At 72.3% G+C, this 25,170-nt stretch carries 25 protein-coding genes; 12 read left to right on the top strand and 13 right to left on the bottom strand.

Annotated features, from left to right (window positions below; translation table 11 throughout):
* Positions 1 to 50: 50 nt before the first annotated feature.
* Both ACJ6WD_RS22535 and corA read left to right on the top strand, forming a co-directional pair.
* Positions 51 to 1,583 (top strand): MFS transporter, encoded by a 1,533-nt coding sequence (locus ACJ6WD_RS22535; protein WP_376439891.1) that lies wholly within the window; start codon positions 51 to 53, stop codon positions 1,581 to 1,583.
* Between the two features lie 138 nt (positions 1,584 to 1,721).
* On the top strand, positions 1,722 to 2,807 hold the full coding sequence (gene corA, locus ACJ6WD_RS22530; RefSeq protein ID WP_233657107.1) for a magnesium/cobalt transporter CorA: 1,086 nt from the start codon (positions 1,722 to 1,724) through the stop codon (positions 2,805 to 2,807).
* 40 nt (positions 2,808 to 2,847) lie between these two features.
* On the opposite strand, the gene ACJ6WD_RS22525 is transcribed toward corA, so the two are convergent.
* Together ACJ6WD_RS22525 and ACJ6WD_RS22520 are read right to left on the bottom strand one after the other, a co-directional pair.
* Positions 2,848 to 4,131: an MFS transporter gene (locus ACJ6WD_RS22525; RefSeq protein WP_233656820.1), complete on the bottom strand. Its 1,284-nt coding sequence runs from the start codon at positions 4,129 to 4,131 to the stop codon at positions 2,848 to 2,850.
* Positions 4,128 to 4,907, bottom strand: a complete 780-nt coding sequence (locus tag ACJ6WD_RS22520) for a FadR/GntR family transcriptional regulator (protein ID WP_331247256.1) — start codon at positions 4,905 to 4,907, stop codon at positions 4,128 to 4,130. Before ACJ6WD_RS22520 ends, ACJ6WD_RS22525 begins: the two co-directional genes overlap by 4 nt.
* A gap of 277 nt (positions 4,908 to 5,184) precedes the next feature.
* Between ACJ6WD_RS22520 and crcB (ACJ6WD_RS22515) the strand changes: the two genes are divergently transcribed.
* From crcB (ACJ6WD_RS22515) to crcB (ACJ6WD_RS22505), 3 genes are read left to right on the top strand one after another with little or no spacing between them, the layout of a single operon-like run.
* Positions 5,185 to 5,622, top strand: a complete 438-nt coding sequence (gene crcB / locus ACJ6WD_RS22515) for a fluoride efflux transporter CrcB (RefSeq protein WP_233656818.1) — start codon at positions 5,185 to 5,187, stop codon at positions 5,620 to 5,622.
* The gene (locus ACJ6WD_RS22510) at positions 5,619 to 6,068 is read left to right on the top strand and encodes a DUF190 domain-containing protein (protein WP_233656817.1); all 450 of its coding nucleotides are present in this window, start codon (positions 5,619 to 5,621) and stop codon (positions 6,066 to 6,068) included. Before crcB (ACJ6WD_RS22515) ends, ACJ6WD_RS22510 begins: the two co-directional genes overlap by 4 nt.
* Complete coding sequence (crcB, locus tag ACJ6WD_RS22505) at positions 6,065 to 6,433, top strand: fluoride efflux transporter CrcB (RefSeq protein ID WP_331247255.1); 369 nt, start codon at positions 6,065 to 6,067, stop codon at positions 6,431 to 6,433. The genes ACJ6WD_RS22510 and crcB (ACJ6WD_RS22505) overlap by 4 nt, the downstream gene beginning before the upstream one ends.
* 239 nt (positions 6,434 to 6,672) lie before the next feature.
* On the opposite strand, the gene snpA is transcribed toward crcB (ACJ6WD_RS22505), so the two are convergent.
* The gene (gene snpA, locus ACJ6WD_RS22500; protein WP_038521705.1) at positions 6,673 to 7,335 is read right to left on the bottom strand and encodes a snapalysin; all 663 of its coding nucleotides are present in this window, start codon (positions 7,333 to 7,335) and stop codon (positions 6,673 to 6,675) included.
* Between the two features lie 243 nt (positions 7,336 to 7,578).
* Between snpA and ACJ6WD_RS22495 the strand changes: the two genes are divergently transcribed.
* A complete protein-coding gene (locus ACJ6WD_RS22495) occupies positions 7,579 to 8,538 on the top strand; it encodes a LysR family transcriptional regulator (RefSeq protein WP_233656815.1) in 960 nt (319 codons plus the stop codon).
* Between the two features lie 159 nt (positions 8,539 to 8,697).
* Here the strand turns inward: ACJ6WD_RS22495 and sodN are convergent, their stop codons facing one another.
* Positions 8,698 to 9,093 carry a superoxide dismutase, Ni gene (sodN, locus tag ACJ6WD_RS22490; RefSeq protein ID WP_016570886.1) on the bottom strand — a complete coding sequence of 132 codons (396 nt, stop codon included), beginning with the start codon at positions 9,091 to 9,093 and terminating at the stop codon, positions 8,698 to 8,700.
* 165 nt (positions 9,094 to 9,258) lie between these two features.
* On the opposite strand from sodN, the gene sodX reads away from it, so the two are divergent.
* Positions 9,259 to 9,705 (top strand): nickel-type superoxide dismutase maturation protease, encoded by a 447-nt coding sequence (gene sodX / locus ACJ6WD_RS22485; protein ID WP_233657106.1) that lies wholly within the window; start codon positions 9,259 to 9,261, stop codon positions 9,703 to 9,705.
* On the opposite strand, the gene ACJ6WD_RS22480 is transcribed toward sodX, so the two are convergent.
* Complete coding sequence (locus ACJ6WD_RS22480; protein WP_233656814.1) at positions 9,627 to 10,238, bottom strand: CGNR zinc finger domain-containing protein; 612 nt, start codon at positions 10,236 to 10,238, stop codon at positions 9,627 to 9,629. The genes sodX and ACJ6WD_RS22480 overlap by 79 nt on opposite strands.
* A gap of 92 nt (positions 10,239 to 10,330) precedes the next feature.
* Between ACJ6WD_RS22480 and ACJ6WD_RS22475 the strand changes: the two genes are divergently transcribed.
* Positions 10,331 to 11,092, top strand: coding sequence for a methyltransferase domain-containing protein (locus ACJ6WD_RS22475; protein ID WP_376439906.1), 762 nt, complete (start codon positions 10,331 to 10,333; stop codon positions 11,090 to 11,092).
* A gap of 83 nt (positions 11,093 to 11,175) precedes the next feature.
* Here the strand turns inward: ACJ6WD_RS22475 and ACJ6WD_RS22470 are convergent, their stop codons facing one another.
* The 3 genes from ACJ6WD_RS22470 to ACJ6WD_RS22460 form a co-directional block, all read right to left on the bottom strand.
* On the bottom strand, positions 11,176 to 11,928 hold the full coding sequence (locus ACJ6WD_RS22470) for an amino acid ABC transporter ATP-binding protein (RefSeq protein ID WP_037635773.1): 753 nt from the start codon (positions 11,926 to 11,928) through the stop codon (positions 11,176 to 11,178).
* Between the two features lie 53 nt (positions 11,929 to 11,981).
* Positions 11,982 to 12,920: an amino acid ABC transporter permease gene (locus tag ACJ6WD_RS22465; RefSeq protein WP_016571563.1), complete on the bottom strand. Its 939-nt coding sequence runs from the start codon at positions 12,918 to 12,920 to the stop codon at positions 11,982 to 11,984.
* Between the two features lie 81 nt (positions 12,921 to 13,001).
* The gene (locus ACJ6WD_RS22460) at positions 13,002 to 13,985 is read right to left on the bottom strand and encodes an ABC transporter substrate-binding protein (RefSeq protein ID WP_016571564.1); all 984 of its coding nucleotides are present in this window, start codon (positions 13,983 to 13,985) and stop codon (positions 13,002 to 13,004) included.
* Positions 13,986 to 14,547: 562 nt separating this feature from the next.
* Between ACJ6WD_RS22460 and ACJ6WD_RS22455 the strand changes: the two genes are divergently transcribed.
* Both ACJ6WD_RS22455 and ACJ6WD_RS22450 read left to right on the top strand, forming a co-directional pair.
* On the top strand, positions 14,548 to 15,777 hold the full coding sequence (locus ACJ6WD_RS22455) for an NADP-dependent malic enzyme (RefSeq protein ID WP_016571565.1): 1,230 nt from the start codon (positions 14,548 to 14,550) through the stop codon (positions 15,775 to 15,777).
* Positions 15,778 to 15,965: 188 nt separating this feature from the next.
* Positions 15,966 to 16,928, top strand: coding sequence for a zinc-binding dehydrogenase (locus ACJ6WD_RS22450; protein ID WP_233656812.1), 963 nt, complete (start codon positions 15,966 to 15,968; stop codon positions 16,926 to 16,928).
* A 63-nt stretch (positions 16,929 to 16,991) separates the two neighbouring features.
* Here the strand turns inward: ACJ6WD_RS22450 and ACJ6WD_RS22445 are convergent, their stop codons facing one another.
* Positions 16,992 to 17,738: an antibiotic biosynthesis monooxygenase gene (locus tag ACJ6WD_RS22445; RefSeq protein ID WP_407616398.1), complete on the bottom strand. Its 747-nt coding sequence runs from the start codon at positions 17,736 to 17,738 to the stop codon at positions 16,992 to 16,994.
* A gap of 152 nt (positions 17,739 to 17,890) precedes the next feature.
* Here ACJ6WD_RS22445 and ACJ6WD_RS22440 point away from each other — a divergent pair, with 152 nt between their 5' ends.
* Together ACJ6WD_RS22440 and ACJ6WD_RS22435 are read left to right on the top strand one after the other, a co-directional pair.
* Positions 17,891 to 18,100, top strand: a complete 210-nt coding sequence (locus ACJ6WD_RS22440) for a helix-turn-helix domain-containing protein (RefSeq protein WP_016571568.1) — start codon at positions 17,891 to 17,893, stop codon at positions 18,098 to 18,100.
* Positions 18,100 to 18,672 carry a Clp protease N-terminal domain-containing protein gene (locus ACJ6WD_RS22435; protein WP_233656810.1) on the top strand — a complete coding sequence of 191 codons (573 nt, stop codon included), beginning with the start codon at positions 18,100 to 18,102 and terminating at the stop codon, positions 18,670 to 18,672. Before ACJ6WD_RS22440 ends, ACJ6WD_RS22435 begins: the two co-directional genes overlap by 1 nt.
* A 72-nt stretch (positions 18,673 to 18,744) precedes the next feature.
* Here the strand turns inward: ACJ6WD_RS22435 and ACJ6WD_RS22430 are convergent, their stop codons facing one another.
* The 4 genes from ACJ6WD_RS22430 to ACJ6WD_RS22415 all read right to left on the bottom strand — a co-directional run bounded on the left by ACJ6WD_RS22430 (position 18,745) and on the right by ACJ6WD_RS22415 (position 25,166).
* Positions 18,745 to 19,950 carry a helix-turn-helix transcriptional regulator gene (locus tag ACJ6WD_RS22430; protein WP_407616397.1) on the bottom strand — a complete coding sequence of 402 codons (1,206 nt, stop codon included), beginning with the start codon at positions 19,948 to 19,950 and terminating at the stop codon, positions 18,745 to 18,747.
* Between the two features lie 2 nt (positions 19,951 to 19,952).
* Positions 19,953 to 20,864, bottom strand: coding sequence for a DUF4097 family beta strand repeat-containing protein (locus tag ACJ6WD_RS22425; RefSeq protein ID WP_331247250.1), 912 nt, complete (start codon positions 20,862 to 20,864; stop codon positions 19,953 to 19,955).
* A gap of 176 nt (positions 20,865 to 21,040) precedes the next feature.
* A complete protein-coding gene (locus ACJ6WD_RS22420; protein WP_004937694.1) occupies positions 21,041 to 21,220 on the bottom strand; it encodes a DUF6104 family protein in 180 nt (59 codons plus the stop codon).
* A gap of 169 nt (positions 21,221 to 21,389) precedes the next feature.
* Positions 21,390 to 25,166 (bottom strand): multifunctional oxoglutarate decarboxylase/oxoglutarate dehydrogenase thiamine pyrophosphate-binding subunit/dihydrolipoyllysine-residue succinyltransferase subunit, encoded by a 3,777-nt coding sequence (locus ACJ6WD_RS22415; protein WP_331247249.1) that lies wholly within the window; start codon positions 25,164 to 25,166, stop codon positions 21,390 to 21,392.
* Between the last annotated feature and the right edge of the window lie 4 nt (positions 25,167 to 25,170).

Raw genomic sequence — 25,170 nt, 5'->3', positions numbered from 1 at the left:
GTCCCGGCGCGTCCCCTCCGCTCGTCCCACGGCACCGCCAGGAGTTCCGCATGTCCCCGTCCGATCCGCACCCCGCCGCGCCGGCCGGCGCCGTCCCCGCGCCCGCCGACCGCAGACGCTGGATCGCCCTCGCCGTCGTCCTGACCGCGAGCTTCATGGACCTGGTCGACGCGACCATCGTCAACATCGCGCTGCCCAGCATCCAGCGGGACACCGGGGCCGGCTTCGGCGCGCTCCAGTGGATCACCGCCGGATACGCCCTGGCCTTCGCCATCGGCCTGATCACCGGCGGCCGGCTCGGTGACATCCACGGCCGCAAGAAGCTCTTCCTGCTCGGCATGGGCGGCTTCACCGTGGCCTCCGCGCTCTGCGGCATCGCCGCGGACCCGGCGATGCTGATCGCCGCGCGGGTGCTGCAGGGCGCGATGGCCGCGCTGATGGTGCCGCAGGTGCTGGCGATCATCCACGTCAGCTTCCCGGCCCACGAGCGCGGCAAGGTCTTCGGGATGTTCGGCGCGGTGGTCGGGCTCGGCGCGGTCTGCGGCCCGCTGATCGGCGCCCTGCTCACCCAGGGCGACCTCTTCGGCCTGGAGTGGCGGCCGATCTTCCTGATCAACCTCCCGGTCGGCGCCGTCGGGATCTGGCTCGGCCGCCGCTTCCTCACCGAGTCCCGCTCGGACACCGCGCTCCGCCTCGACCTGGTGGGCACCGCGCTGCTCACCGTCGGCCTGCTGCTGGTGCTCTACCCGCTCACCCACGGCCGCGAGGCCGGCTGGCCCCTCTGGGGCTTCGTCGCCATGGCGGCCGGACCGCTGGTCCTCGTCGGGTTCGTCCGCTACGAGCGGTTCAAGGCCCGCAAGGACGGCTCGCCGCTGGTCGAGCTCTCGCTGTTCCGGATCAAGACGTTCGCGGCGGGCGTCGGCGTCCAGCTCACCTTCGGGGCGGTCACCGGCCTGTTCTTCCTCATCTGGACGCTGTACATGCAGCTCGGGCTGGGCTGGGGGCCGCTGCACGCCGGGCTGACCGGGGTGCCGTTCTCGCTGGCCTGCTCGGCGGCGGCCGGGCTGTCCGTCCAGAAGCTGGTGCCGCGGTTCGGCCGCGCGGTGCTCCAGGCCGGCGCGCTGATCATGCTCGGCGGGGCGCTGCTCTACCTGTGGCAGGCCGACCACTACGGCACCGGTATGCAGTCCTGGCAGATGGCCCCGGCGATGGTCCTGATGGGGGCCGGCATGGGGCTGATCGTCGCGCCGATCACCGACGCGGTCCTCTCGGAGGTCCCGGTCCGGCACTCCGGTTCGGCCTCCGGCATCTTCAACACCACCGGTCAGGTGGGCATGGCGCTGGGGCTGGCGCTGTCGTCGGTGGCGTTCTTCGGCGCGGTGGACGGCCCGGGGCGCGCGGGCTTCGTCGCCGCCACCACGCACGCCCTGTGGTGGATCGCCGGCGGGCTGGTGCTCGTCCTCGGCCTGCTGTTCTGGCTGCCCCGGCGGGCCCGGGCGGGGAGCCCGGCGCCGGTGGAGCCGGCCGCCGCCAGCGGCTCGTCGGACGCGCCGGCGGCGGAGCGACCGGCGCTCGTGCCCTGATCACCGCGGGGGCGCACGCCCGGGGCGTGCGGGCAAATGGACGGCACGGCCCGGACCACGGCCCGGTGCGGAGTGCGCAAAATCAAACCCGGGCCGTACCTCCGGCGCGCCCCCACGGGCGATACTTGGCCGGTGTCAATGATCAGCAACCTCCGCAAGGCCGCCCGGCTGCCGCAGCCGCGTAAGGGCGGGGTGGACCTCAGCCACCCCGCCCGCTCGCCGCTCGGCACCGCCGTGGTGAACTGCGCGGTCTACGTCTCCGGCGTGCGTCAGGAGGGCGACCGGCCGGCCGAGGAGGCGATCCGGCAGGTCCGGCGGTCCGGTGACGGCTTCGTCTGGATCGGCCTGCACGAACCCTCCGAGGTGGAGTTCGCCGGCATCGTCGAGCTCTTCGGGCTGCACCCGCTCGCCGTCGAGGACGCGGTCCACGCCCACCAGCGCCCCAAGCTGGAGCACTACGACGACTCGCTGTTCACCGTCTTCAAGACCGTCCGCTACGTCGAGCACGACCAGCTGACCGACACCAGCGAGGTCGTCGACACCGGCGAGATCATGGTCTTCACCGGCACCGACTTCGTGATCACGGTGCGGCACGGCGGCCACGGCTCGCTGGGCCCGCTGCGCGAGCAGCTGGAGCGCGATCCGGACCAGCTCGCCCTCGGCCCGTCCGCGGTGCTGCACGCCATCGCCGACCTCGTCGTGGACGACTACCTCGACGTCGCCGCCGCCGTCCAGGACGACATCGACGACGTCGAGAGCGAGGTCTTCTCGGTGCGCGGCAGCCGCGGCGCCGACCGGATCTACCAGCTCAAGCGCGAACTGCTCGAATTCAAGCGGGCGGTGACGCCGCTGGACCGTCCCTTGCAGGAGCTGGCGACCCGTTCGCTGCAGTACGTCGACCCGCGGACCAAGACCTACTTCCGGGACGTCGCCGACCACCTCGACCAGGTCCGCGAGCGGATCACCGGCTTCGACGAACTGCTCAACTCGATACTCCAGGCGCACCTCGCCCAGGTCGCCAACGCCCAGAACGAGGCGATGCGCCGGATGTCCGCCTGGGCGGCGATCCTGGCCGTCCCCACCATGGTCACCGGCGTCTACGGCATGAACTTCGAGTACATGCCGGAGAAGAGCTGGCCGTTCGGCTATCCGCTGGTGATGGCCGTGATGGTGGGCGTCTGCTGGCTGATGCACCGCGGCTTCAAGCGCAACGGCTGGTTGTAACGCCGTTACACGGCCGGCCGCGGGGCAGCACCCCGCACCCTCACCGACCGGCGACGTGCAGCGGCCGGGCGGCCCCGAGCCCCGCAACCACCTGCGGCACCAACAGCACCAGCAGCACCGCCAACGGCACCGTCCAGGTACCCGAGGCGTCGTGCACCGCCCCCAGCACCGCCGGACCGGTGGCGGCCAGGACGTAGCCGAAGCACTGCGCCATGCTGGAGAGCTGCGCCGTGTGCCGGGCGTCCGGGGCGCGCTGGACGATGAACAGCAGCGCCAGGCTGATCGCCGCCCCCTGTCCCAGGCCCAACAGCGTCATCCACAGGTACGCGCCGCCGACCGGCGCCGCCCACATGCCGACGAACCCCGCCGCGCACAGCACCGCGCCCAGCGCGGCCAACGTGCCGGCCCGCAGCCGGCGGCCGACGATCACCGGCGCCAGGAACGACCCCGCGATCCCCAGCAGCGAGGAGAACGACAGCATCCACCCGGCGTCGCCCGCGTCCATCCCGGCGTCCTTGAGGATCGTCGGCAGCCAGGCGGCGGCCGCGTAGTAGCTCAGCGACTGGAGCCCCATGTAGCCGGTGACCTGCCAGGCCAGCGGGGAGCGCCACAGTCCGCGGACCGGGTGGGCGGCCTGCCGGGCGGCGGCCGCCGTCACCTCGGTGCGGCGGCGCAGCTGCGGCAGCCAGACGACCAGCGCGAGCACCGCCAGCGCCCCCCAACAGGCCAGCGTGGCCTGCCAGGAGAGCCCGGCGGCCTGCTGCACGGGGACGGTGATGCCGGCCGCCAGCGCCGCGCCGCCGAACAGCGACATCGAGTAGAGCCCGGTCATCAGGCCCGCCCTGGCCGGGAAGTCCCGCTTGATCAGGCCCGGCAGCAGCACGTTGGCGACCGCGATCCCGGCGCCGATCACGACCGTCCCGGCGAACAGCGCCACCACCGAGTCCACCAGCCGCAGCCCGGTGCCCAGGCAGATCAGCACCATCGTGCCGAGCAGCGACCGCTCCGTGCCGAAGCGCCGGCCCAACCGCGGGGCGATCGGGGCCAGTAGTCCGAAGCAGAGCAGCGGCAGCGCGGTCAGCAGGCTGGTGGCGGCCGCCGACATGCCGCTGTCGGAACGGATCGTGCCGACCAGCGGGGAGACCGCGACCAGCGCGGGCCGCAGGTTCAGCGCCAACAGGACGACCCCGAGGCCGAGGGTGAGGGCGCGGCGGCCGGTGGCGCCGGTGGGCGGGGCGGCGTCGCCGGCCGTGGCCGTGGGCGTCGCCCCGCCGGTCGGCCGGGGCGGGGCCGGGGATATGCCCGATGCGGGTCCGCGTGTCATCGCTGGGTTTCCTCCTGTGGTGCTTCGTGTCCGTCGGCGCCGGTCGGGTGCCCCGTTTCCCCCGCGTCCCGGTCGTCGTCCGCGGCCTGCGCGCGCAGGGCGTCGGCCGCCTCGGCGAGGTGGGCCAGCGCCGCCCGCTCGGCGGCGTCCGGGTCCCGTGCCTCGATGGCGTCGACGATCGCGGTGTGCGCGTCGATCTGGTGGCGGACCGCGTCGGGCAGCAGCGGCGTGCCGACCACGGCCTGCAACGTCTCCCGCAGGGCGGCGCCGAACTGCTCGTACAGCTCGGCCAGCAGGCCGTTGTGGGCGGCGGCCGCGACCGCCCGGTGGAAGTGCACGTCCGCGTCGATGAACTGGGTCACGTCGCCGGCCTCCCAGGCCCGGCCGCGCAGTGCCAGCGCCTCCCGCAGCGCGGCCAGGTCCTCGTCGGTGCGGCGCTCGGCCGCATGGCGGGCGGCGTCCCGCTCCAGGCTGGCGCGGACCTCGTACGCCTCCAGGTTGGCGGCCCGGCGCAGCCGGCGCTGGACGGCGGCCCCGAAGCCGCTGCGGGCCCGGACGTAGGTCCCGTCGCCCTGCCGCGGCTCCAGCATCCCGGTGTGCACCAGGGCGCGGACCGCCTCGCGGACGGTGTTCCGACCGACGTCCAACTGCTCCACGAGCAGCGGCTCGGCCGGGATCTTGGTGCCGACCGGCCACTCGCCGTCGGCGATCAGCCGTTCCATCTGCTCGATGACCAGCTCGACGAGGCTGGTGCGGGCAGTGCTGCGCAGCGGCATCGGCGCCGTCCTCCCGTCCGCGTTCCGCGGCTCTGCGTGCGGCGGTGCCCGAAGGACCCGAACGACCCGAAGGGCCCGAGGGACCCGAGGGACCCGAGGGACCCGAAGGAGCGGACACCAGATTCCACCGGTGATGGGAACATCCCATGTTTAGCGCTGTCAAATGACCGGGCTTAGCCTGAGGGCGGTGCCGCCCCCGTCGGGGTGGGCCGGCCGGCCTCCCGGCGGACGACTTCCGGTGCCGGCCGCACGCACGCAGAGAAGGATCCGCGGACCCATGGACGAACGAGCCCGCCGGCCGTGGCCCTGGCAGGGCGAGTGGCCGGTGATCGGTGCGGTGGCGGTGGGCGGCGCCCTCGGTGCCGCGGCCCGGTACGGCGCCGGCCTGATCTGGCCGACCGCCGACGCCGCCTTCCCCTGGACCACACTGCTGGTCAACGTGGTCGGCTGCGCGTCGATGGGCGTCCTGATGGTGCTGATCAGCGAGGTGTGGACGGCCCACCGGCTGCTCCGCCCGTTCCTGGGCACCGGCATCCTCGGCGGCTTCACCACCTTCTCGACCTACGCGGTGGACGCCGAGCGCCTGGCGGCCGCCGGCCGGCTGCCGCTCGCCCTGGCCTACCTCGCCGGCACCCTGTTCGCCGCGCTGGCGGCGGTGGCCCTCGCGAGCAGCGCCACCCGGACGCTCCTGGACCTGAGGCGGCGGACGGCATGACGGAGCGCCGGCGGCACCACCGGACCGAGCGGGCGGCGGCGGACGGACCGGCGGACCTCCCGGTCCCGTCGGCCGCGCCCCCGGTCAGCACCCCGGCCCTGCGCCTGACCGTCCTCGTGGGCGAGCAGGACGTCTGGCACCACCGGCCCCTCTACGCGGAGGTCGTGCACCGCGCCCGTGCGGCGGGCCTCGCCGGGGCCAGCGCCTTCCGCGGTGTCGAGGGGTTCGGGGCGACCTCGATGATCCACACCCAGCGGCTGCTGTCGCTCAGCGAGGAGCTGCCGGTGGCGGTGGTCGTGGTGGACACCGAGGAGCGGGTGCGGGCGTTCCTGCCGCAACTGTCCGAACTGCTGGCGGGCGGTGGCCTGGTGACCCTCGACCGGTGCGAGGCGCTCACGTTCGGCGGCCGGCCGGCCGGCGCCGACGGAGCGGACCCGTCCGGGTGAACTGGCTGCTGGTGGTGGCGGGTGCCGTGGTCGGGGCACCGCTGCGCTTCCTCACCGACCGCTTCGTCCAGGCCCGGCACGACACGGTCTTCCCCTGGGGGACCTGTGCGGTCAACGTCGTCGGCAGCCTGATCCTCGGCCTGGTGAGCGGCGCGGTCGCCGCCGGCGCCGCGGGCCCGCACGTCCAACTGCTGCTCGGCACCGGCCTGTGCGGGGCGCTGACGACCTATTCGACGTTCTCCTACGAGACCCTGCGGCTGGCCACCGACGGGGCGCGCGGGTACGCCGTGCTCAACCTCGGGCTGAGCCTGGCGGCCGGACTGGCCGCCGCCTGTGCCGGGGTGGCCCTCGGCCACGCCCTCTGAACCGTGCCGCGGGGGCCCGGCGTCCCTCTGACTTCCGCACGCGGACGAGCGGTGGGGCCCGGGAAGGAGCCCCACCGCTCGGGCGGACGTACGGCATGCGGGGGCTGGTGGGGGGTACGGAGCCGGCCGCCAGGTACCGGCTCCGTCAGCCCCGGCCCGTCGTCTGCCCGGCCACCGTCAGCCCGGCCGGGAAACGGCGGGCCGGCCGTCGTGCCGCGTGCGGGGGACGGACCGGCGGGTCAGCCGCCGAAGCGGACGCCGGCCAGGCCGTTCGCCCAGAGCTGGTCCACCTGGGCGCGCTCGTTGGCGTCCGGCTGGGTGTTCTGGCAGGACGGGCCGGGCCCGCCGCCGGACATCAGCTCGCTGCAGGGGCCTTCGTAGTGGTCCGGCAGGCCCAGGACGTGGCCGGTCTCGTGCGCCACGATGCGGGTGCGGTTGTACTGCTGGGCCTGGCTGTAGTCGATGAAGACGAAGCCCTTGCCGTGGCCGTCGGTGCTGGCGTACGAGCCGCGCGGGTCGTTGCCCTCCTTGTACTGGAAGTCACCGCCGTTGCCCGCTTGCAGCTTGACGTTCTGGACCGCGCTGTTCCAGATCGACGCGCTCTGCGATATCTCGTTCGCGAAGGTGGGTGCGGCGCTCGGGTCGTAGGTGACCGTGACCGACTTCAGGTGCGGGTTGGCCTTCATCTTGGCCCGGGCCGACTTCATGACGGCCTCGAAGAACGCCTTGGTGTTCGCCTTCTCCGCCGTCGAACCGGTGTAGGCGGCGATCGAGGCGGGGGTGCTGTGGTGGGGGGCGGAGTGTGCGGTGGCGGCGGTGGCCGACACCGGAGCGGCCGCGGCGAGCGCGGCGGCGAGGCCCAGGCCGAGCGCAGCCGACAGCGCCGTCTTGGGAGATCTCATGTGGGGGGCTCCTTAATTTCCGAGGGGCCGTACGGCCGCCGTGTGGGGCGGCGGCCGGGGCCCTGCGGATTTCGTGGTGCCGTTGAGTGTGGACGGAGTTCACCCGTGGGACGGAGATGCCAGGTGGCGATAGCCCGAGGCAATACCCCCGGTGGCCGCGGACCAACGTGCTGGTGAAGAGGCGGAGTTCGGACCGGCCGAAGAGTCTGGTGTGAGCCGCGCCCGCGCGTTTATGCTCCCGGCGTGGAGCTAGAGGTAAGGCATCTTCGGGCCCTGTGCGCCATCGCCGACTCCGGCAGCGTGCGCAAGGCGGCCCGGCAGCTGGGAATGACGCAGCCCTCCTTGACGACCCAGCTCCACCGCATCGAGAAGGCACTGGGCGGTCAGCTCTTCTTCCGCGAGCCGACCGGCAGCCGTCCTACTCCGCTCGGTCATTCGGTGCTCTGTCGCGCCCGGCCGATAGTGGCCGAAATGCGCGCGCTTGTCGAGGACATCGCCTCGGTATCGGTCCGGGAGGAAGGTACCCGGCTGCGGATCGGCAGCACCAACAGCCCGGCCGTCGCGGGCTGGTTGCGCCGGCTGCGGGCCCGGCTCCCGGAGACCGACACCACGATACGGACCGACGTGTCCGCCAACGCCCTGCTCCACATGGTCGCGATGGGCCAGCTCGACGCGGCCTTCGTGCACGAGGTCGAGGGCGCCCCGCTGCGCGTCCCCGACGGCCTTCTGACGCACGAACTCCTCGCCCGGGAGCCGCAGTTCATCGCCCTCGCGGAGAGCCATCCGGCGGCCGGCCGGGCCGTGGTCCGGGTCGCCGACCTGGCCACCGACCAGTGGATGGTCGACCCTACGGTGGACGGCGAATGGGCCGGCCTGCGCCGCATCTGGGCCGCGGCCGGCATCAACCCCCGGGTGGTGCACGGCGACTACCTCACCGCCGTGGACCTCGTCATGGCCGGCGAGGTCGTCACGCCCTGCCAGCCCACCGCCCGCTCCCGACCCGGCATGGCGATCCGCCCGCTGCACGGCGACCCGCTGGCGGTCCGGCTCTTCATGGCCTGCCGCGCGGACGGCCCCTCGGCCGCCTCCGCCGCCGACCTCTTCACCGACCTCACCGCCGCCTACACGGACATCGCCTGGGCCAGCGAGGCGTACCACGACTGGCTGGTCCGGCACGGCGGCGTGCTGAGCTCCGGGCGCTGAGGCGTCAGGAGCCTATAGTCCGGGGCTATCGCCCGCCCCGGCCCCCGAACGACCGCACCCGGCCCGCCGGGGCCGCCGGGTTGCGGCGGGTGGCGGACCGGGTGCGGTCGACGGACCCGGGCGGTCGCAGGGACCGCGGGTCGGCAGGGTGAGCGGGGCTCAGCCCTTCTTCGTCTCCCAGAAGATCTTGTCGATCTGGGCGATCAGGTCCAGGGCCTTCTGGCCGGTGGCCGGGTCGTTCGAGCCCTTGGCCGCGCTGAGGGCCTTGAGGGTGTCGTTGACCAGCTGGTGCAGCTCCGGGTACTTCTCGAAGTGCGGCGGCTTGAAGTAGTCGCTCCACAGCACCGAGACGTGGTGCTTGGCCAGCTCGGCCCGCTGCTCCTTGATCAGGACGGCGCGGGTGCGGAAGTCAGCGTCCTCGTTGCCCTGGTACTTCTCCTGGACGGCCTTGACCGACTCGGCCTCGATGCGGGCCTGGGCGGGGTCGTACACACCGCAGGGCAGGTCGCAGTGGGCGCTGACCTTGACCTTGGGGGCGAACAGGCGGGAGAGCATGTTCAGTCCTTCCTCGTGATCGTCTTCTCAGGTGCGAGATTACTCGGTGCGGGAAGGCTTTTCTCGGGTGGCCCGGGGGTCTTAGGGCAAAAGTCCGGTGCCGGGCCGGGACTGATGGAGGATGGTCCGGTGACGGTCGGACGGGGGCTGGAGCGGGAGGCATGGATGCCGGAGCGGGTGCGCGAGCCGGAGCAGGACAGCGGCGACGGCGCGGAGCCGGCGCGCGGCGGGCCGCTGCGGGCGTTCGGGGTGGCGGAGGTCTACAACCCGTCGATGGTGCCGACGCTCCGGCCGGGGGACCAGCTCGTGGTGCGGTACGGGGCGGTGGTGCGCCCGGGGGACGTGGTCGTGCTGCGGCACCCGTTCCGGCAGGACCTGCTGATCGTCAAGCGCGCGGTGGAACGACGCGACGGCGGCTGGTGGGTGCGCGGTGACAATCCGTACGTGGAGAACGACAGCCGGGAGTTCGGGGTGGTCCCCGACGAGCTGGTGGTCGCGCGGGCCTGGCTGCGGGTGCGGCCGCCGCGCGGGCTTCAGCGTTCGCCGCGGGCGGTGGCGTCCTGGGCGCTCTCGGCCGTGCGGGTGCTCTCCCGGCGCTTGCGGGCACGGTAGGCGGCGACGTTGGCGCGGGTGGCGCAGCGGTCCGAGCAGTAGCGCCGGGACCGGTTGGTGGACGTGTCCAGGTAGGCGTTGCGGCAGGGCTTCGCCTCGCAGATGCCCAGGCGGTCCACGCCCAGCTCGGTGAGGTGGAAGGCCAGGCCCATGCAGGCGGTCGCGGTGAAGCCGGCGGTGGCGTTGGCGGCGTGGTCGGCGATGTGCATGTGCCACTTGGGGCGGTTTTCGTCGTCGCGGAACTCGTGGCCGGAGATCTGCGGGCTGACCGGGAACTCCATCATCAGCGCGTTCAGCAGGTCGACGGCGAGCACCTCGTCGCCGCGGTCGGCGGCCTCGAAGACCGCGCGCAGCCGCGAGCGGACCGCGCGCAGCCGGGTGACGTCGCTCTCGGTGGCCCGCCGGGCGGCCTGCTGGGCCACGCCGAAGAGCTCCCGGACCGCTTCGACGGAGGTGAGGGAGTCCCCGCCGCGCTCGGGCTGTTCGGTGTTGACGAGGCGCACGGCGTAGTCCGAGTAATAGGCCAGTTCCACTTGTAGTCCTTACGGGTGCGCGTCTAGGGTGCTGCTACCCATGCGTAATGGGCGTTGTCACTACGAGGGTATTACGGGGCGGAGGGGTTGCGATGACCGAGACCGTTGTCGGCGGCGACTGGCGAGCGTGGCAGGAGAGTTGGGACCGCCAGCAGGAGTGGTACATGCCGGACCGCGAGGAGCGCTTCCGGGTGATGCTCGACATGGTCGAGGCGCTGGTGGGCCCCGAGCCCCGGGTGCTCGACCTGGCGTGCGGCACCGGCAGCATCTCCGACCGGTTGCTGACGAGGTTCCCGGCCGCCGAGAGCGTGGGCGTCGACCTGGACCCGGCGCTGCTGGCCATCGCCGAGGGGTACTTCGCGGGCGAGCGCCGCATCCGGTTCGTCCGGGCGGACCTCAAGGACCCGCAGTGGACCACGAAGCTGCCGTACGACTCCTTCGACGCGGTGCTCACCGCCACCGCGCTGCACTGGCTGCACACGCCCGAGCTGCGCACGCTCTACGGGCAGCTGGGTGCCCTGGTCCGGGACGGCGGGGTGTTCCTCAACGCCGACCACATGCCCGACGGGGCCACCCCGCGGATCAACGCCGCCGAGCGGGCGTTCCGGCACTCCCGGATGGACCGGGCCAAGGAGGCCGGCGCGGTCGACTGGGCCGAGTGGTGGCGGCTGGCCGCCGCGGACCCGCGCCTGGCCGGGCCCACCGCCGAGCGCTTCGAGATCTACGGCGAGCACGCCGACGGGGAGACCCCCACCGTGCAGTGGCACGTCGACGCGCTGCGCACGGCCGGCTTCGCCGAGGCCCGCGCGGTGTGGGCCTCGCCGACGGACAGCCTCGTCCTGGCCCTGAGGTAACGCCCGGCGCGGCGGGCGGGACCACGAGGGTGCCGCCCGCCGCGCCGCCGCGGCCGGTCCGGGAACGAGGGGGCCGGCGGCCCTCAGAGGACCTTGGACAGGAACGACTTGGTCCGCTCGTGCTGGGGCTTGGTGAGCACGTCACGCGGGTGGCCGGACTCGACCACCACGCCGTCGTCCATGAAGACCAGCGAGTCGCCGACCTCGCGGGCGAAGCCCATCTCGTGGGTCACCACGACCATCGTCATGCCGTCCGCGGCCAGGTCCTTCATGACGTCCAGGACGTCGCCGACCAGCTCCGGGTCGAGGGCCGAGGTCGGCTCGTCGAAGAGCATCAGCTTGGGCTCCATGGCCAGCGCCCGGGCGATCGCCACCCGCTGCTGCTGGCCGCCGGAGAGCTGCGAGGGGTAGTTGCCGGCCTTGTCGGCCAGGCCGACCCGGTCCAGCAGCTTGGCCGCCCGCTCCCGCGCGGACGCCTTGGACTCGCCCTTGACCTGGACCGGCGCCTCCATGATGTTCTCCAGCGCGGTCATGTGCGGGAAGAGGTTGAAGCGCTGGAAGACCATGCCGATGTCCCGCCGGCGGGCGGCGACCTCGCGGTCGCGCAGCTCGTAGAGCTTGCCGTGGTGCTCGCGGTAGCCGACCAGTTCGCCGTCGACCGACAGCCGGCCGGAGTTGATCTTCTCCAGGTGGTTGATGCACCGCAGGAAGGTCGACTTGCCGGAACCGGACGGGCCGATCAGGCAGAAGACCTCCCGGGGCGCCACCTCCAGGTCGATCCCCTTGAGGATGTGCGCCGCGCCGAAGGACTTGTGGACGCCCTCGGCCTTGACCATCGGGACCGCGGCCTTGCCCGAGCCGGTGTTCGTGGCCTTGCTCTTGCTCGTGCTCATGCCGCACCTCCGGCGCGGTTCGGGCCGGCCAGCTTCGCCTTGAGGCGCTGGAACGGGGTGGGCGGAAGCTGACGGCTGGCGCCGCGGGCGTAGTAGCGCTCCAGGTAGTACTGCCCGATGCTGAGCACCGTGGTGGCGATCAGGTACCAGGCGGCGGCCAGGATCAGCATCTCGACCACCACGCCGGAGTCCCGGCCGACGTTCTGCGCGGCCTGGAGGAGGTCGTAGTACTGCACCGCGATGACCAGGGACGAGGTCTTGAGCATGTTGATGACCTCGTTGCCGGTCGGCGGCACGATCACCCGCATCGCCTGCGGCACGACGATCCGGCGCAGCGTCCTGCCGTGGCTCATGCCCAGCGCGTGCGCCGCCTCGGTCTGGCCCTCGTCGACGGCGTTCAGGCCGGCCCGGCAGATCTCGGCCATGTACGCGGCCTCGTTGAGGCCGAGGCCCAGCAGCGCGCACAGGAACGGGGTCATGAAGTCCGACCACTCGTCCTTGTAGATCGGCATGATGTCGATGTACTGGAAGACCAGGCCGAGGTTGAACCACAGGAAGAGCTGGACGTAGACCGGGGTGCCGCGGAAGAACCAGACGTAGAACCACGCCACGGACTTGGTCACCGGGTTCTTGGACTGCCGCATGACCGCCAGGACCACGCCCAGCACGATGCCGATCACCATCGACAGCACGGTGATCCACAGGGTGTTGCGCAGGCCCTTGAGGATGTCCGCGTTGAACATGTACTCCGGTATCGCGCCCCAGTTGACCTTCCCGGAGGCGAAGGCCCGGACGAGCAGCACCAGCAGCCCGATGACGACGAGCGCGGCGACCCAGCGCCCGTAGTGGCGGACCGGTATGGCTTTGATGGGCTCGGGCTGGGCCGGTGGTGCGGCCGCCGGCGGCTCGGCCGGCTTGTCGACGTCAACTGACACGAGGGTTGCCTTTCAGCGTGTGGCGGGAGAGGCGTGGTGGGGCCGCGCGGAGCGCCCCGGCGGGACGGGACCGGGCGCCGGTCAGGTGCCGCCGTTGATCTGCACTTCCTTGACCGCGGCGTCCTTGACGTTCCACTTGGCCAGGACGCGGTCGTACGCGTGGTTCTTGATCACCAGCTCCATGGCCGCCTTGATCGCGTCGCGCAGCTGCTCCTGCCCCTTGGGGACGGCGATGCCGTACGGGGCCGCCTTGAGCGGTGCGCCGCCGACCATCTGGAAGTCGTTGCCGCCGCCGGAGACCTTCACCGCGTAGGCCGCGACCGGGTAGTCGCTGGAGACCGCGTCCACACCACCGGTCCGCAGCCGGGTCTGGGCCTCGGAGTCGTTGTCGAACGCCTCGATGGAGATGGGCTGCTCGCCGCCCGCCTCACACGCCTTGGACTTGTCCTTGGCCAGGTCGTGGGAGACGGTGCCGCGCTGCACGGCGAGCTTCTTGCCGCACATGGTCTCCCAGCCGTCGATGCCCTTGGTCTTGCCCTTCTGGGTGTAGAGCGAGACGCCGACGTTGAGGTAGTCGACGAAATCGACGCCTTCGCCGATCTTCTTGCCGGTGGTGCTGTCGATGCCCTGCTGGCGGTCCTTGGTGTCCGTCATCGCCGACATGGCGAGGTCGTAGCGCTCGGACTTCAGACCGCCCATGAGGGTGTCGAAGGTGGCGTTGTTGAAATTGAGCTTGATGCCCAATTCCTTGCCGATTGCCGCCGCAAGATCCGGATCGATGCCTTCCACCTTGCCGTTCGAGCGGAACTCCACCGGCTTGTACGTGATGTCCGAGCCGACCTGGAGCATCCCCTTGTCCTGGACGTCCTTGGGGAGCTTGCTGAAAAGCGGGGCATGCGGATTGCGGTTCTTGGCCGCCTCCCGTCGGGCGATCGCCGCGTCCGTCTGGTCACCGCAGGCGCTGAGCAGCAGCAGCGAGGCGGTGACCGTGGCTATTGCCGCGACGGTCTTGACGGGCTTACCGGACCTGCCGGCCGCCGCGCGACGGGTGGTGTCTGCGGTCATGCGGATCCTCCTGCGGTGGGTAGCCGACGTGCCAGTGTGGGCAGCCGAAGTGCTGGTGAGAAGGGGGTGGGCACACACCTTTGGGCACCTTTGGGCGTCGCGCCCTCGGTCGGTGACGGAATCTTGCCATCCGGACTCCGGTATTCGGACTGTCGTTCAGGTCAAAATCGGATAACGGACGAGCAAGGGCCATCCCCGGCCTTGTCGCACAAGGGAAAACGCCCGCCGTCGGCACCGAAGGTAAAGGCGGTGCCCCCTGCGTTGTCTCGGAATTCGGACAGCCCCGGGGTATCTCCGGCGTTTTCAGGCGTTCCGTCGCTAATGTCGGAGCCTTGTACCGGCAGGTAACGAATCTGACTCGTCGCCTTGCACGCCCGTCCGGTAGAAAGGGTCGTTACACCCCTCATCCGGGGCTCAGGGCGCGTGTGCGGCGCGCCCGGCGTCCGTACCTCCCCCCGCGCGGCGGCCATCCGCCGGGCAGGGCGCGGGCGCGGTGCCCGCCCACCCCCCAACCAGGGAGTGGCCACCCTCAACAGATTTACGACAAAGGGGTCAGAGAACAGTGGCAGCGGAGATCGTCAATCCTCGCAGCGACAACGCGACCGGTGCGGAAGAAGGCACGGACGGCACGTCCGGCGAACTCTTCGACCCGGCCTTCGCGCTGCATCGCGGCGGCAAGATGGCCATCCAGGCGACCGTCCCGGTGCGGGACAAGGACGACCTGTCCCTCGCGTACACGCCGGGCGTCGCCAAGGTGTGCAGCGCGATCGCCGAGCGTCCCGAGCTCGTGCACGACTACACCTGGAAGTCCCAGGTCGTGGCCGTGGTCACGGACGGCACCGCGGTGCTGGGCCTGGGCGACATCGGCCCGGAGGCATCCCTTCCGGTGATGGAGGGCAAGGCCATCCTCTTCAAGCAGTTCGGCGGTGTGGACGCGGTGCCGATCGCGCTCGCGACCACCGACGCCGACGAGATCGTGGACACCGTCGTCCGCCTCGCGCCCTCCTTCGGTGGCGTCAACCTGGAGGACATCTCGGCGCCCCGGTGCTTCGAGATCGAGCAGAAGCTCAAGGAACGCCTGGACATCCCGGTCTTCCACGACGACCAGCACGGCACCGCCGTGGTCACCCTGGCCGCGCTGCGCAACGCCGCCAAGCTCACCGACCGTGCGCTCGGCGAGCTGCGGGCGGTCATCTCGGGTGCCGGCGCGGCCGGTGTCGCCATCGCCAAGATCCTCGTCGAGGCGGGCATCGGCGACGTGGCGGTCTGCGACCGCAAGGGCGTCGTCTCGGCGGACCGCGGTGACCTCACGGACGTCAAGCGCGAGCTGGCCGGCTTCACCAACAAGGCGGGCCTGACCGGCTCCCTGGAGGACGCGCTCGACGGCGCCGACGTCTTCATCGGCGTCTCCGGCGGCACGGTGCCGGAGGAGGCGGTGGCGAAGATGGCGAAGGACTCGATGATCTTCGCGATGGCCAACCCCAACCCGGAGATCCACCCGGACGTCGCCCACAAGTACGCCGCGGTGGTCGCCACCGGGCGCAGCGACTTCCCGAACCAGATCAACAACGTGCTGGCCTTCCCCGGCATCTTCGCCGGCGCCATGCAGGTGCGCGCCTCGCAGATCACCGAGGGCATGAAGATCGCCGCCGCGGAGGCGCTGGCCGCCGTCGTCGCCGACGAGCTCAGCGCGGACAAGGTGATCCCGTCGCCGTTCGACGAGCGGGTCGCCCCGGCCGTGACCGCGGCCGTCGCCGCGGCCGCCCGTGCGGAGGGCGTCGCGCGACGCTGACCCGCCGCCGCGGAGACCGTTGACGGGCCGGACCGACCCCCTCGTGGGTGTGGGTCCGGCCCGTCCGGCATGAGGGCCGCGGGCCGGAAGGGGCGGTCGGATTCCGGCCGTCCGCGGTTCCGGTGGGGCGGCGCGTGTCACACCCGCGCCCGCTGTCGCGGGGCCCGCCCGCGGCCTACGTTGGGATCATGTTTGCTGCCTACGCCGCCCGCATCGACCGCGACCAGCCGCTGAACGGCCTGGAATTGGGGGAGCGCCCGGCCCCCGCCGCCCGCCCCGGCTGGACCACCGTCGACGTCAAGGCCGCCTCCCTCAACCACCACGACCTGTGGACGCTGCGCGGCGTCGGGATCACCGAGGAGTCGCTCCCGATGATCCTCGGCTGTGACGCCGCCGGCATCGACGAGCACGGCAACGAGGTCGTCCTGCACTCCGTCATCGGGCAGACCGGCCACGGCGTCGGCCCGGACGAGAAGCCCTCCATCCTCACCGAGCGCTACCAGGGCACCTTCGCCGAGCGGGTCACCGTGCCCTCCTGGAACGTCCTGCCCAAGCCCGCCGCGCTCTCCTTCGAGGAGGCCGCCTGCCTGCCCACCGCGTGGCTGACCGCGTACCGGATGCTGTTCACCAACGGCGGGGTGCGGCCCGGGGACAGCGTGCTGGTCCAGGGCGCCGGCGGCGGCGTGGCGACCGCCGCCATCGTCCTGGGGGCCGCGGCGGGCCTGCGGGTCTTCGCCACCAGCCGGGACGAGAGCAAGCGCAAGCGCGCCGTGGAACTCGGCGCCGAGGCGGCGTTCGCGACCGGCGAGCGGCTGCCCCAGCGGGTGGACGCGGTGATCGAGACGGTCGGTGCCGCCACCTGGTCGCACTCGGTCAAGTCGCTGCGACCCGGCGGCACCCTGGTCATCTCCGGTGCCACCAGCGGCTTCACGCCGAAGAGCGGCGAGCTCAACCGGATCTTCTTCCTGGAGCTGAAGGTCGTCGGTTCGACGATGGGCACCAAGGAGGAACTGGCGGGGCTGCTCAGCTTCTGCGCCGCCAAGGGCATCCGGCCGGTGATCGACTCCAAGCTGCCGCTGGACCGGGCGCCCGAGGGCTTCGCGAAGATGGCCGAGGGGGAGCTCTTCGGCAAGGTCGTGCTGACCGTCTGAGCTGCCCGAGCCGCCTGAGCCGTCGGTGCCGTCCGAGCCGGCGGGGCCCGACCCGTCGGGGCGTCAGCCGCGGTCGGGCGGCGGGACGTTGACCAGGCTCCGGTGCAGGACGTAGGCGGGCACGGCCGGTGCGCCGGGCGTGCCCGCACCCGTATCGTCCGCCGGCACCGCCGGGGTGGGAGCGACCCCGGGCAGGGCTTCGATCGCCGCCCGCAGCCGGACCGGGAGGGCACCGCCGGCAAACGCCCGCCAGGCCGAACCGCTGCTCCACTCGCCGTAGTTGAGCACCCGCCGGCCGTCCTGCGAGAAGTGGAAGTGGGCGCCGAGCAGCCCTGGGGCGGGCTCTTCGGCGACCATCCGCAGGACGGTGTCGGCCAGTGCGCGCTGGGCGTCCGGGCCGGTGGTGGCGAACGCCGGCGTCACCAGGAACGCCGGCGTCCGGGTGGCGCGCTCCTCGGCCACGTGACTGCGGTAGCGGCGGTAACGGATCACGCCCGGGCGGCGGATGCCGGGGAGGGCCGCGTCGACGGGGGCGAGGGCCGCGGGGCGCCGGGTGCGCGCCCACTCCCGGTGGGCCGCGTCGTCGGTCCACTGCGCGTAGTTCAGGACGTGGCCGCCGTCGGTGCTCAGGAACGTGGTGAGCGCCAGCATCGCGGCCGGGCGGGGTTCCGCCTCCCAGGCGGTCAGCACCGCTTCGGCCGCCGCGCGCTGGAAGCGGTCGGACGGTACCAGCCAGGGGCTGATCAGGACGGTGCCGGCGTCGGGGCGTCGGACGTCCGGGAAGGCGGGGGCGGCGGCGTGCGGGGGCATGGGGGCTCCGTTTCGTTCCCGTGGGCGGGCTGGCGCGTACCGGGCACGATGCTGGTTCCTCAAGTCTGGTTGAGGTCAAGGGGGTCGAGGACGCGCACCCCGATGTGTCAATGAAGGTTGACGCCGCCGGAGTGTCAACGTAAGTTGACGTCATGACCGAAGCAACGGACCTCGCCGCGAAGGCGAGCGACCCGGACCCGCGGGCCGGCCTCCGTGCCGTCGCCGCGCTCCGCCGGCTGCTGGAGCAACTCGAAGCCGTGCAGGTGCGCAGTGCCCGTGCGAAGGGCTGGTCGTGGCAGGAGATCGCCGCCGAACTGGGCGTCAGCCGGCAGGCGGTCCACAAGAAGCACGGGAGGCGCTGATGTGGGAGAGGTTCACGGGGGCGGCCCGGTCGGTGGTGCGCGGCGCGGTGGCGCACGCGGACCGCGCCGGAAGCCGCACGGTCGGCGAACCCGAGCTGCTGCTCGCACTGTTGGACCGCCGGGACACCCCGGCCGCGGCGGTGCTCGACGGGCTCGGCGCGCCGCGGACGGCGCTCGCCGCCGACCTGGCGGCGGACCGGCGGCGGGGCGGCGTCTCGGCGGCCGACGCGGCGGCGCTGGCCGGCCTCGGCATCGACGTCGACGCGGTCGTGGCGCGGGTGGAGGACGCGCACGGGGTCGGGGCGCTGGCCGGCGGCCCGACCGACGGTGGGCGCCGGGCCGGGCGCCGGGCGTGGACGCGGCACCGCTTCGCGCCGGACGCCCGGGCGGCGTTGGAGCGCGCGCTGCGGATCGCGGCGGGCCGCGGCGAACGGCACATCGGCGACGAGCACCTGCTGCTGGCGCTGACCGCCCGATCCGGCCCGGCCGGTTCGGTGCTCGCCGGCCACGGGGTGACGCACGACGCGGTGGTGCGGGTCCTCGGCGAACGGGCCGCCGGGCGCGCGAGCTGACGCGCCGTCGCCGGGCGCAGGCGCCGGCCGCCGACCGGGGAGACCCGGCCGGCGGCCGACGCGCGTCGGCCGCTACGCGTCCCGGTCCGCCGCCCCGCCGCCCGCCCCCGGCCGGCGCAGCAGCGCCCCGATGTGGGCGGCGGCGGACGCCAACCGGTGCCGGGAATCGGCGAGTTGGTCCGCGGTGACGCCGTGGTCGCGGGCGGCGTCCCGCAGGTCGTCCCGGAACCGGTCCAGCAGGCGGTCGAAGTCGCGGGCCGGATCGCCGCTGCCGGCCTCAACGGCCCACGCGGGCGCGGCCGGCTCCTCGGCGACGGGCGCCGCCCCGGCCGCCGGCGGCTCGGCCTCCTCCTTGGTGAGGTCGATCCGCTCGACCGTGATCCGCGGGCCGTCGTGGGCGGTGCCGTGGTCGGTGGTGGTGCGGTGGTCGGTGCCGTCCCCGTGGTCCCCGGTGTCCGCCGCGGCCCGGTCGTGCGCGTCGGCCCGGTCGGTGCCGGACGGGGCGCCCGTGTAGCGGCCGACCTCGCGGGAGACCTCGGACAGCGCGTCGCGCACCGCCGTCGACCAGTCGCCGGAGCGCACCGCCTCCTGGGTCTGCTCCTGGACGCGCTTGATGACCCGCTGGATCTCCTCGCGCGCGAACACCTGGGCGTCCCTGGCCTGTTTGCGGGCGCGCTGGGCGTCCTGCTTGGCGCGGCGGCTCTCCTCCTTGGCGCGGCGGGCCTGCTCCTTCCACTCCTCCTTGGCGCGCCGGAACTCCTCCTTCGCCTGCCGCCAGGCGTCCTTGTCGCCGAACGCGGCGTCGAAGTAGTCCGAAGCCTCCGGGAACGGCCGGCCGCCGGCCGGGCCCTTGCGCCCGGCCTTCCCCGCACCCGGCGCCCCGGTGCCGGCCCGGGCCTGCTGGGCGGCCTCCCGGACCTCCCGGCGCAGATCGCGCGCCGAACCGCTGACGTCCTCGCGGATGTCGGAGGCGAGGGCGGCCACCGACTCCCGGATCTCCAGCTCCAGATCGGCGAGTTCGCCGCCGCGGTCGGCGAGCTCGGCCCGGCCGGCATCGGTGATCGAGTAGACCTTGCGGCCGCCCTCGGTGGTGTGCGTCACCAGGCCCTCGGCCTCCAGCTTGGCCAGCCGGGGGTAGACGGTGCCGGCGGACGGGGCGTAGAGCCCCTGGAAGCGCTCCTCCAGCAGGCGGATGACCTCGTAGCCGTGCCGCGGGGCCTCGTCGAGCAGCTTGAGGAGGTAGAGCCGCAGGCGGCCGTGGGCGAAGACGGGGGGCATGCTCAGAGCACCTTCTTCCCGGCGGGCGGGGTCGTGGGGGAGGGGTCGTCGCCCGCTCCGTCGTCCGGCGACCCGCCGGCGGGGCCGTCCGGCTCGTCGTGGGCGGGGCGGCGCAGCAGGGCGAGGGCGCCGGAGACGGTGGTGGCCTTGAGTCGGCCGGTGCCGGCCCCCAGCGAACCGGTGATGCGCTTGGCGCCCCACTGGCCGGTGACCCGCAGGTCGTCGAAGGCGTTGGTGACCGCGCCGGTGGTGGTGCCGGCGTCCACCTTGGCGTCGGCCGGGTCGGGCAGCCGGATGGCGATCTCGCCGGAGACCGTGGTCAGGTCGATCTGCGCGCCGGCCGACGGGTCCAGGTCCAGGACCATGTCACCACTGACGGAGTCGGCGTGCACCGCGCCGCCGGTGCCCTCGACGACGGTCAGGTCGCCCGAGACGGAGTTGAACCGGAGGTCGCCGGTCAGGGCCTGCGCCTCGACGTTGCCGGCGACGGTGTCGGCGCGGACCGGGCCGGAGAGCCCGACGAGGGCGCTGTCGCCGTTGACCCCGCGCAACTCCGTGCGGCCCGAGACGCCGGAGATGACCACACCGGCGCCGACCACCCCGACCTCGACGCGGGTGGTGGCCGGCACCGTCACCGAGACCACCGCGCTGCGGTTCCAGCCCTTGCGCTCCAGGAACGTCAAGAAGCCCTTCCACGGCAGGTCGTCGTAGCCGACGGAGAGGGTGCCGTCCTCGACGGAGACCACGACCTGCGGGCCGTGCAGCTCGGACACCTCCAGCCGGGCCGGCCCCTCCTCGGAGGTGCCGACGACGTTGACGGTGCCGCCCATCAGGCGCACGGAGAGGGCGTTGACCGGCTCCTCGATCTCCAGTGTGCGCGGTGCGGAGACCGTCCATTCGGTCCGGGCTGACATACCTGGCCTCCCCTGGGTAGGCAGACAACGCAACATATCGCGTCTTCGTTAGACACGATATATCGCAGCCTGTGGGAGTCAAGCCGGTCCGCCCCTGACCGTGCCCTGATGCGCCCCCTCCGTTCCCCTAGGTGACGGCGGCGACGGCGCCCCCGTCGGCCTATCGCCCGTCGCCCCTACTCGTCGTCCTCGTCGTCCAGCCGGGCCAGCCAGGTGGCCAGCCGCTCCACCGGAACCTCGAAGTCCGGGTTGAGGTCGACGAACGTGCGGAGCTGCTCGGCCACCCACCCGAGGGTGACCTCCTCCTCGCCGCGCCGGTTCTCCAGCTCCTCGATGCCGCGGTCAGTGAAATACACGTGCTCTCCAGCAGGTCAAAAGGACATTGCGGCCAGGATAGGCAGCCGCACCGGGCCGCCGTGCCACCGGTCGGGGGCGGCCGCACCACCCCGGACAGCCCGAAGGGCCCGCCCCACCGAACGGTGGGAACGGGCCCTTCGCGGACCGCGCTCAGCGGTGGCTAGACACTCACGCGTCGAAGACCTCGGCCACCAGCTGGGCCTGCTCGGCCTGGTGCCGCTTGGCCGAGCCGACCGCCGGCGACGAGCCGTGCGGCCGCGAGATGCGGCGCAGGCGCTCACCGTGCGGGACGTCGGCGCCGACCGCCAGGTCCAGGTGGTCGATCAGGTTCAGACCGAGGAACGGCCAGGCACCCTGGTTCGCCGGCTCCTCCTGCGCCCACAGGTACTTCTCGGCGTTCGGGAACTTGGCGATCTCCGCCTGGAGCTCCTTGCCGGGCAGCGGGTACAGCCGCTCGATCCGGACCAGCGCGGTGTCGAACGCGCCGCGCTTGTTCCGCTCTTCCTCCAGGTCGTAGTAGACCTTGCCGGAGCAGAAGACGACCTTGCGGACGTCCTCGGGCTTGACCGCGGCGTCGCCGATGACCGGACGGAAGCCGCCGGTGGTGAACTCCGCCGCCTTCGACGCCGCGGCCTTCAGACGCAGCATCGACTTCGGGGTGAAGACGACCAGCGGCTTGTGGTGCGGGTTGTGCACCTGCCAGCGCAGCAGGTGGAAGTAGTTCGACGGGAGCGTCGGCATCGCGACGGTCATGTTGTTCTGCGCGCACAGCTGGAGGAAGCGCTCGATCCGGGCCGAGGAGTGGTCCGGGCCCTGGCCCTCGTAGCCGTGCGGGAGCAGCAGGGTGACGCCGGAGGTCTGGCCCCACTTCTGCTCCGCGGACGAGATGAACTCGTCGATGACGGTCTGCGCGCCGTTGGTGAAGTCACCGAACTGCGCCTCCCACATCACCAGCGCGTCCGGACGGGCCAGCGAGTAGCCGTACTCGAAGCCCATCGCCGCGTACTCGCTGAGCAGCGAGTCGTAGACGTTGAAGCGGGCCTGGTCCTCGGACAGGTACAGCAGCGGGGTGTAGTCTCCACCGGTCTCCCGGTCGATCAGCACCGCGTGGCGCTGGCCGAACGTGCCGCGGCGGGAGTCCTGGCCGGCGAGCCGGACCGGGGTGCCCTCCATCAGCAGCGAACCGATGGCCAGGGTCTCGCCCATGCCCCAGTCGATGGTGCCTTCCTCGACCATCGTCGCCCGGCGCTGTAGCTGGGGCAGCAGCCGCGGGTGGACGGTGATGTTGTCGGGGATGTTGACCTGGGACTCGGCGATCCGCTTGACGATCTCCTGGGAGACCGCGGTCTCCACGTGCACCGGGAACTCCGCCTGCGGCTGCGGCACCTCGGGCGTGGCCGGCGTGGTGGTGGCGTCGCGGACCTCGGTGAAGACCTTCTCCAACTGGCCCTGGAAGTCCTGGAGCGCCTGCTCCGCCTCTTCGAGGGTGATGTCGCCCCGGCCGATCAGCGACTCGGTGTAGAGCTTGCGCACCGAGCGCTTCTTGTCGATCAGGTCGTACATCAGCGGCTGGGTGAAGGCCGGGTTGTCCAGCTCGTTGTGGCCGCGGCGGCGGTAGCAGATGAGGTCGATGACCACGTCCTTGTTGAACGCCTGGCGGAACTCGAAGGCGAGCCGGGCGACCCGGACGACGGCCTCGGGGTCGTCGCCGTTCACGTGGAAGATCGGCGCCTCGATCATGCGGGCCACGTCGGTGGCGTACATGGAGGAGCGCGAGGACTCCGGCGCGGCGGTGAAGCCGACCTGGTTGTTGATGACCACGTGCACCGTGCCGCCGGTGCGGTAGCCGCGCAGCTGGGACATGTTCAGCGTCTCCGCGACCACGCCCTGACCGGCGAACGCCGCGTCACCGTGCAGCTGGATCGGCAGGACCGTGAAGTCCGTGCCGCCCTTGTTGATGATGTCCTGCTTGGCGCGGGCGATGCCCTCGACGATCGGGTCGACGGCCTCCAGGTGGGAGGGGTTCGCGGCCAGCGAGACGGTGATCTGCTCGCCGTCCAGGCCGGTGAAGGTGCCCTCGGCGCCCAGGTGGTACTTCACGTCGCCGGAGCCGTGCATCGACTTCGGGTCGAGGTTGCCCTCGAACTCGCGGAAGAGCTGCGCGTAGGACTTGCCGACGATGTTCGCCAGCACGTTGAGCCGGCCGCGGTGGGCCATGCCGATGACGGCCTCGTCCAGCCGCGCCTCGGCCGCGGAGTCGATGACCGCGTCCAGCAGCGGGATGACCGATTCGCCGCCCTCCAGGGAGAAGCGCTTCTGGCCGACGTACTTGGTCTGCAGGAACGTCTCGAACGCCTCGGCGGAGTTCAGCCGGCGCAGGATGCGCAGCTGCTCGTCGCGCTCGGGCGACTTGTGCGGGCGCTCGACCCGGTCCTGGATCCACTTGCGCTGCTTGGGGTCCTGGATGTGCATGAACTCGATGCCGGTGGTGCGGCAGTACGAGTCGCGCAGCACGCCCAGGATGTCGCGCAGCTTCATCATCGACTTGCCGGCGAAGCCACCGACCGCGAACTCCCGCTCCAGGTCCCACAGGGTGAGGCCGTGCTCGGTGATGTCCAGGTCGGGGTGCTTGCGCTGGTGGTACTCTAGCGGGTCGGTGTCGGCCATGACGTGGCCGCGCTGCCGGTAGGAGTGGATCAGCTCGAAGACCCGCGCGGCCTTGGTGACGTCGTCGTCGTGCGACGCGTCGATGTCGCGCATCCAGCGGATCGGCTCGTAGGGGATCCGCAGCGACTTGAAGATGTCGTCGTAGAAGTCGTTCTCGCCGAGCAGCAGCTGGCTCATGATCCGCAGGAACTCGCCGGAGGCGGCGCCCTGGATCACCCGGTGGTCATAGGTGCTGGTCAGCGTCATGACCTTGGAGACGCCCAGCTTGTTCAGGGCGTCCTGCGAGGTGCCCTGGAACTCGGCCGGGTAGTCCATCGAGCCGACGCCCATGATCATCGACTGGCCGGGCATCAGGCGCGGCACCGAGTGGACGGTGCCGATGCCGCCGGGGTTGGTCAGCGACGCGGTGACCCCGGTGAAGTCGTCCATCGTGAGCTTGTTGTCCCGGGCCCGGCGGACGATGTCCTCGTACGCCTGCCAGAACTCGAAGAAGCTCAGCGTCTCGGCCTTCTTGATGGCCGCGACGACCAGCTGGCGCTCGCCCTTCGCCTTGACCAGGTCGATGGCCAGGCCGAGGTTGATGTGCGGCGGCTTGACCAGCGTCGGCTTGCCGTCCTTCTCCGCGAAGGAGTTGTTCATCGACGGCATGGCCTTGAGGGCCTGCACCATCGCGTACCCGATGACGTGCGTGAAGGAGACCTTCCCGCCGCGGGCGCGCTTGAGGTGGTTGTTGATGACGATCCGGTTGTCGAACAGCAGCTTCACCGGGACCGCACGGACGGACGTGGCCGTCGGCAGCTCCAGGGACGCGCTCATGTTCTTCGCCACGGCCGCGGACGGGCCGCGCAGGGTCACCAGCTCGGGGCCCTCGGGCGCCGCGCCGTTGCTCGCGGCGGGCTGCTTGGCCGCCGGGGCCGGCTTCGCCGCGGGCTTCGCGGGCGCCGGCGCGGCGCTGGCAGCGGGCTTCGCCGGGGCGGCGGCCGCGGCGGGGGGCTTCGGGGCCTCAGCGGCGGGAGCCGCCGCGGGAGCCGGCGCCGACGGGGCCGGGGCCGCCGGAGCAGCGTCCGCTGCCGGCTGGCTCGGCGCGCTGGCGGCGCCTGGCTTGTAGTCGGCAAAGAAGTCCCACCAGGCTCGGTCTACCGAGTTCGGGTCCTGGAGGTACTGCTGGTAGATCTCGTCGACGAGCCACTCGTTGGAGCCGAACGCGGCAGCGGGATTCTTCCGCTGCTCTTCCTGTTCGGACGAGACACTCGCACTGTTGGGGGACTGTAGCGACACGGCG

The sequence above is a fragment of the Streptomyces sp. VTCC 41912 genome, from assembly GCF_045799175.1.
GTDB classification, from domain to species: domain Bacteria; phylum Actinomycetota; class Actinomycetes; order Streptomycetales; family Streptomycetaceae; genus Streptomyces; species Streptomyces albulus_C.
Note: the sequence above shows the minus strand (reverse complement) of the source record. Positions and strands in the feature narration are given on the sequence as shown.

Excerpts from the sequence above, each read along its gene's own strand:
- ACJ6WD_RS22525 (WP_233656820.1), bottom strand. The coding sequence starts at position 4,131 with ATGACACGCGGACCCGCATCGGGCATATCCCCGGCCCCGCCCCGGCCG.
- ACJ6WD_RS22450 (WP_233656812.1), top strand. The coding sequence starts at position 15,966 with ATGTTTGCTGCCTACGCCGCCCGCATCGACCGCGACCAGCCGCTGAAC.
- ACJ6WD_RS22430 (WP_407616397.1), bottom strand. The coding sequence starts at position 19,950 with ATGCCCCCCGTCTTCGCCCACGGCCGCCTGCGGCTCTACCTCCTCAAG.
- ACJ6WD_RS22440 (WP_016571568.1), top strand. The coding sequence starts at position 17,891 with ATGACCGAAGCAACGGACCTCGCCGCGAAGGCGAGCGACCCGGACCCG.
- corA (WP_233657107.1), top strand. The coding sequence starts at position 1,722 with ATGATCAGCAACCTCCGCAAGGCCGCCCGGCTGCCGCAGCCGCGTAAG.
- sodN (WP_016570886.1), bottom strand. The coding sequence starts at position 9,093 with ATGCTCTCCCGCCTGTTCGCCCCCAAGGTCAAGGTCAGCGCCCACTGC.
- ACJ6WD_RS22520 (WP_331247256.1), bottom strand. The coding sequence starts at position 4,907 with ATGCCGCTGCGCAGCACTGCCCGCACCAGCCTCGTCGAGCTGGTCATC.
- ACJ6WD_RS22445 (WP_407616398.1), bottom strand. The coding sequence starts at position 17,738 with ATGCCCCCGCACGCCGCCGCCCCCGCCTTCCCGGACGTCCGACGCCCC.
- crcB (WP_233656818.1), top strand. The coding sequence starts at position 5,185 with ATGGACGAACGAGCCCGCCGGCCGTGGCCCTGGCAGGGCGAGTGGCCG.
- ACJ6WD_RS22435 (WP_233656810.1), top strand. The coding sequence starts at position 18,100 with ATGTGGGAGAGGTTCACGGGGGCGGCCCGGTCGGTGGTGCGCGGCGCG.
- ACJ6WD_RS22535 (WP_376439891.1), top strand. The coding sequence starts at position 51 with ATGTCCCCGTCCGATCCGCACCCCGCCGCGCCGGCCGGCGCCGTCCCC.
- ACJ6WD_RS22475 (WP_376439906.1), top strand. The coding sequence starts at position 10,331 with ATGACCGAGACCGTTGTCGGCGGCGACTGGCGAGCGTGGCAGGAGAGT.
- ACJ6WD_RS22510 (WP_233656817.1), top strand. The coding sequence starts at position 5,619 with ATGACGGAGCGCCGGCGGCACCACCGGACCGAGCGGGCGGCGGCGGAC.
- sodX (WP_233657106.1), top strand. The coding sequence starts at position 9,259 with ATGCCGGAGCGGGTGCGCGAGCCGGAGCAGGACAGCGGCGACGGCGCG.
- ACJ6WD_RS22470 (WP_037635773.1), bottom strand. The coding sequence starts at position 11,928 with ATGGTCAAGGCCGAGGGCGTCCACAAGTCCTTCGGCGCGGCGCACATC.
- snpA (WP_038521705.1), bottom strand. The coding sequence starts at position 7,335 with ATGAGATCTCCCAAGACGGCGCTGTCGGCTGCGCTCGGCCTGGGCCTC.
- ACJ6WD_RS22460 (WP_016571564.1), bottom strand. The coding sequence starts at position 13,985 with ATGACCGCAGACACCACCCGTCGCGCGGCGGCCGGCAGGTCCGGTAAG.
- ACJ6WD_RS22425 (WP_331247250.1), bottom strand. The coding sequence starts at position 20,864 with ATGTCAGCCCGGACCGAATGGACGGTCTCCGCACCGCGCACACTGGAG.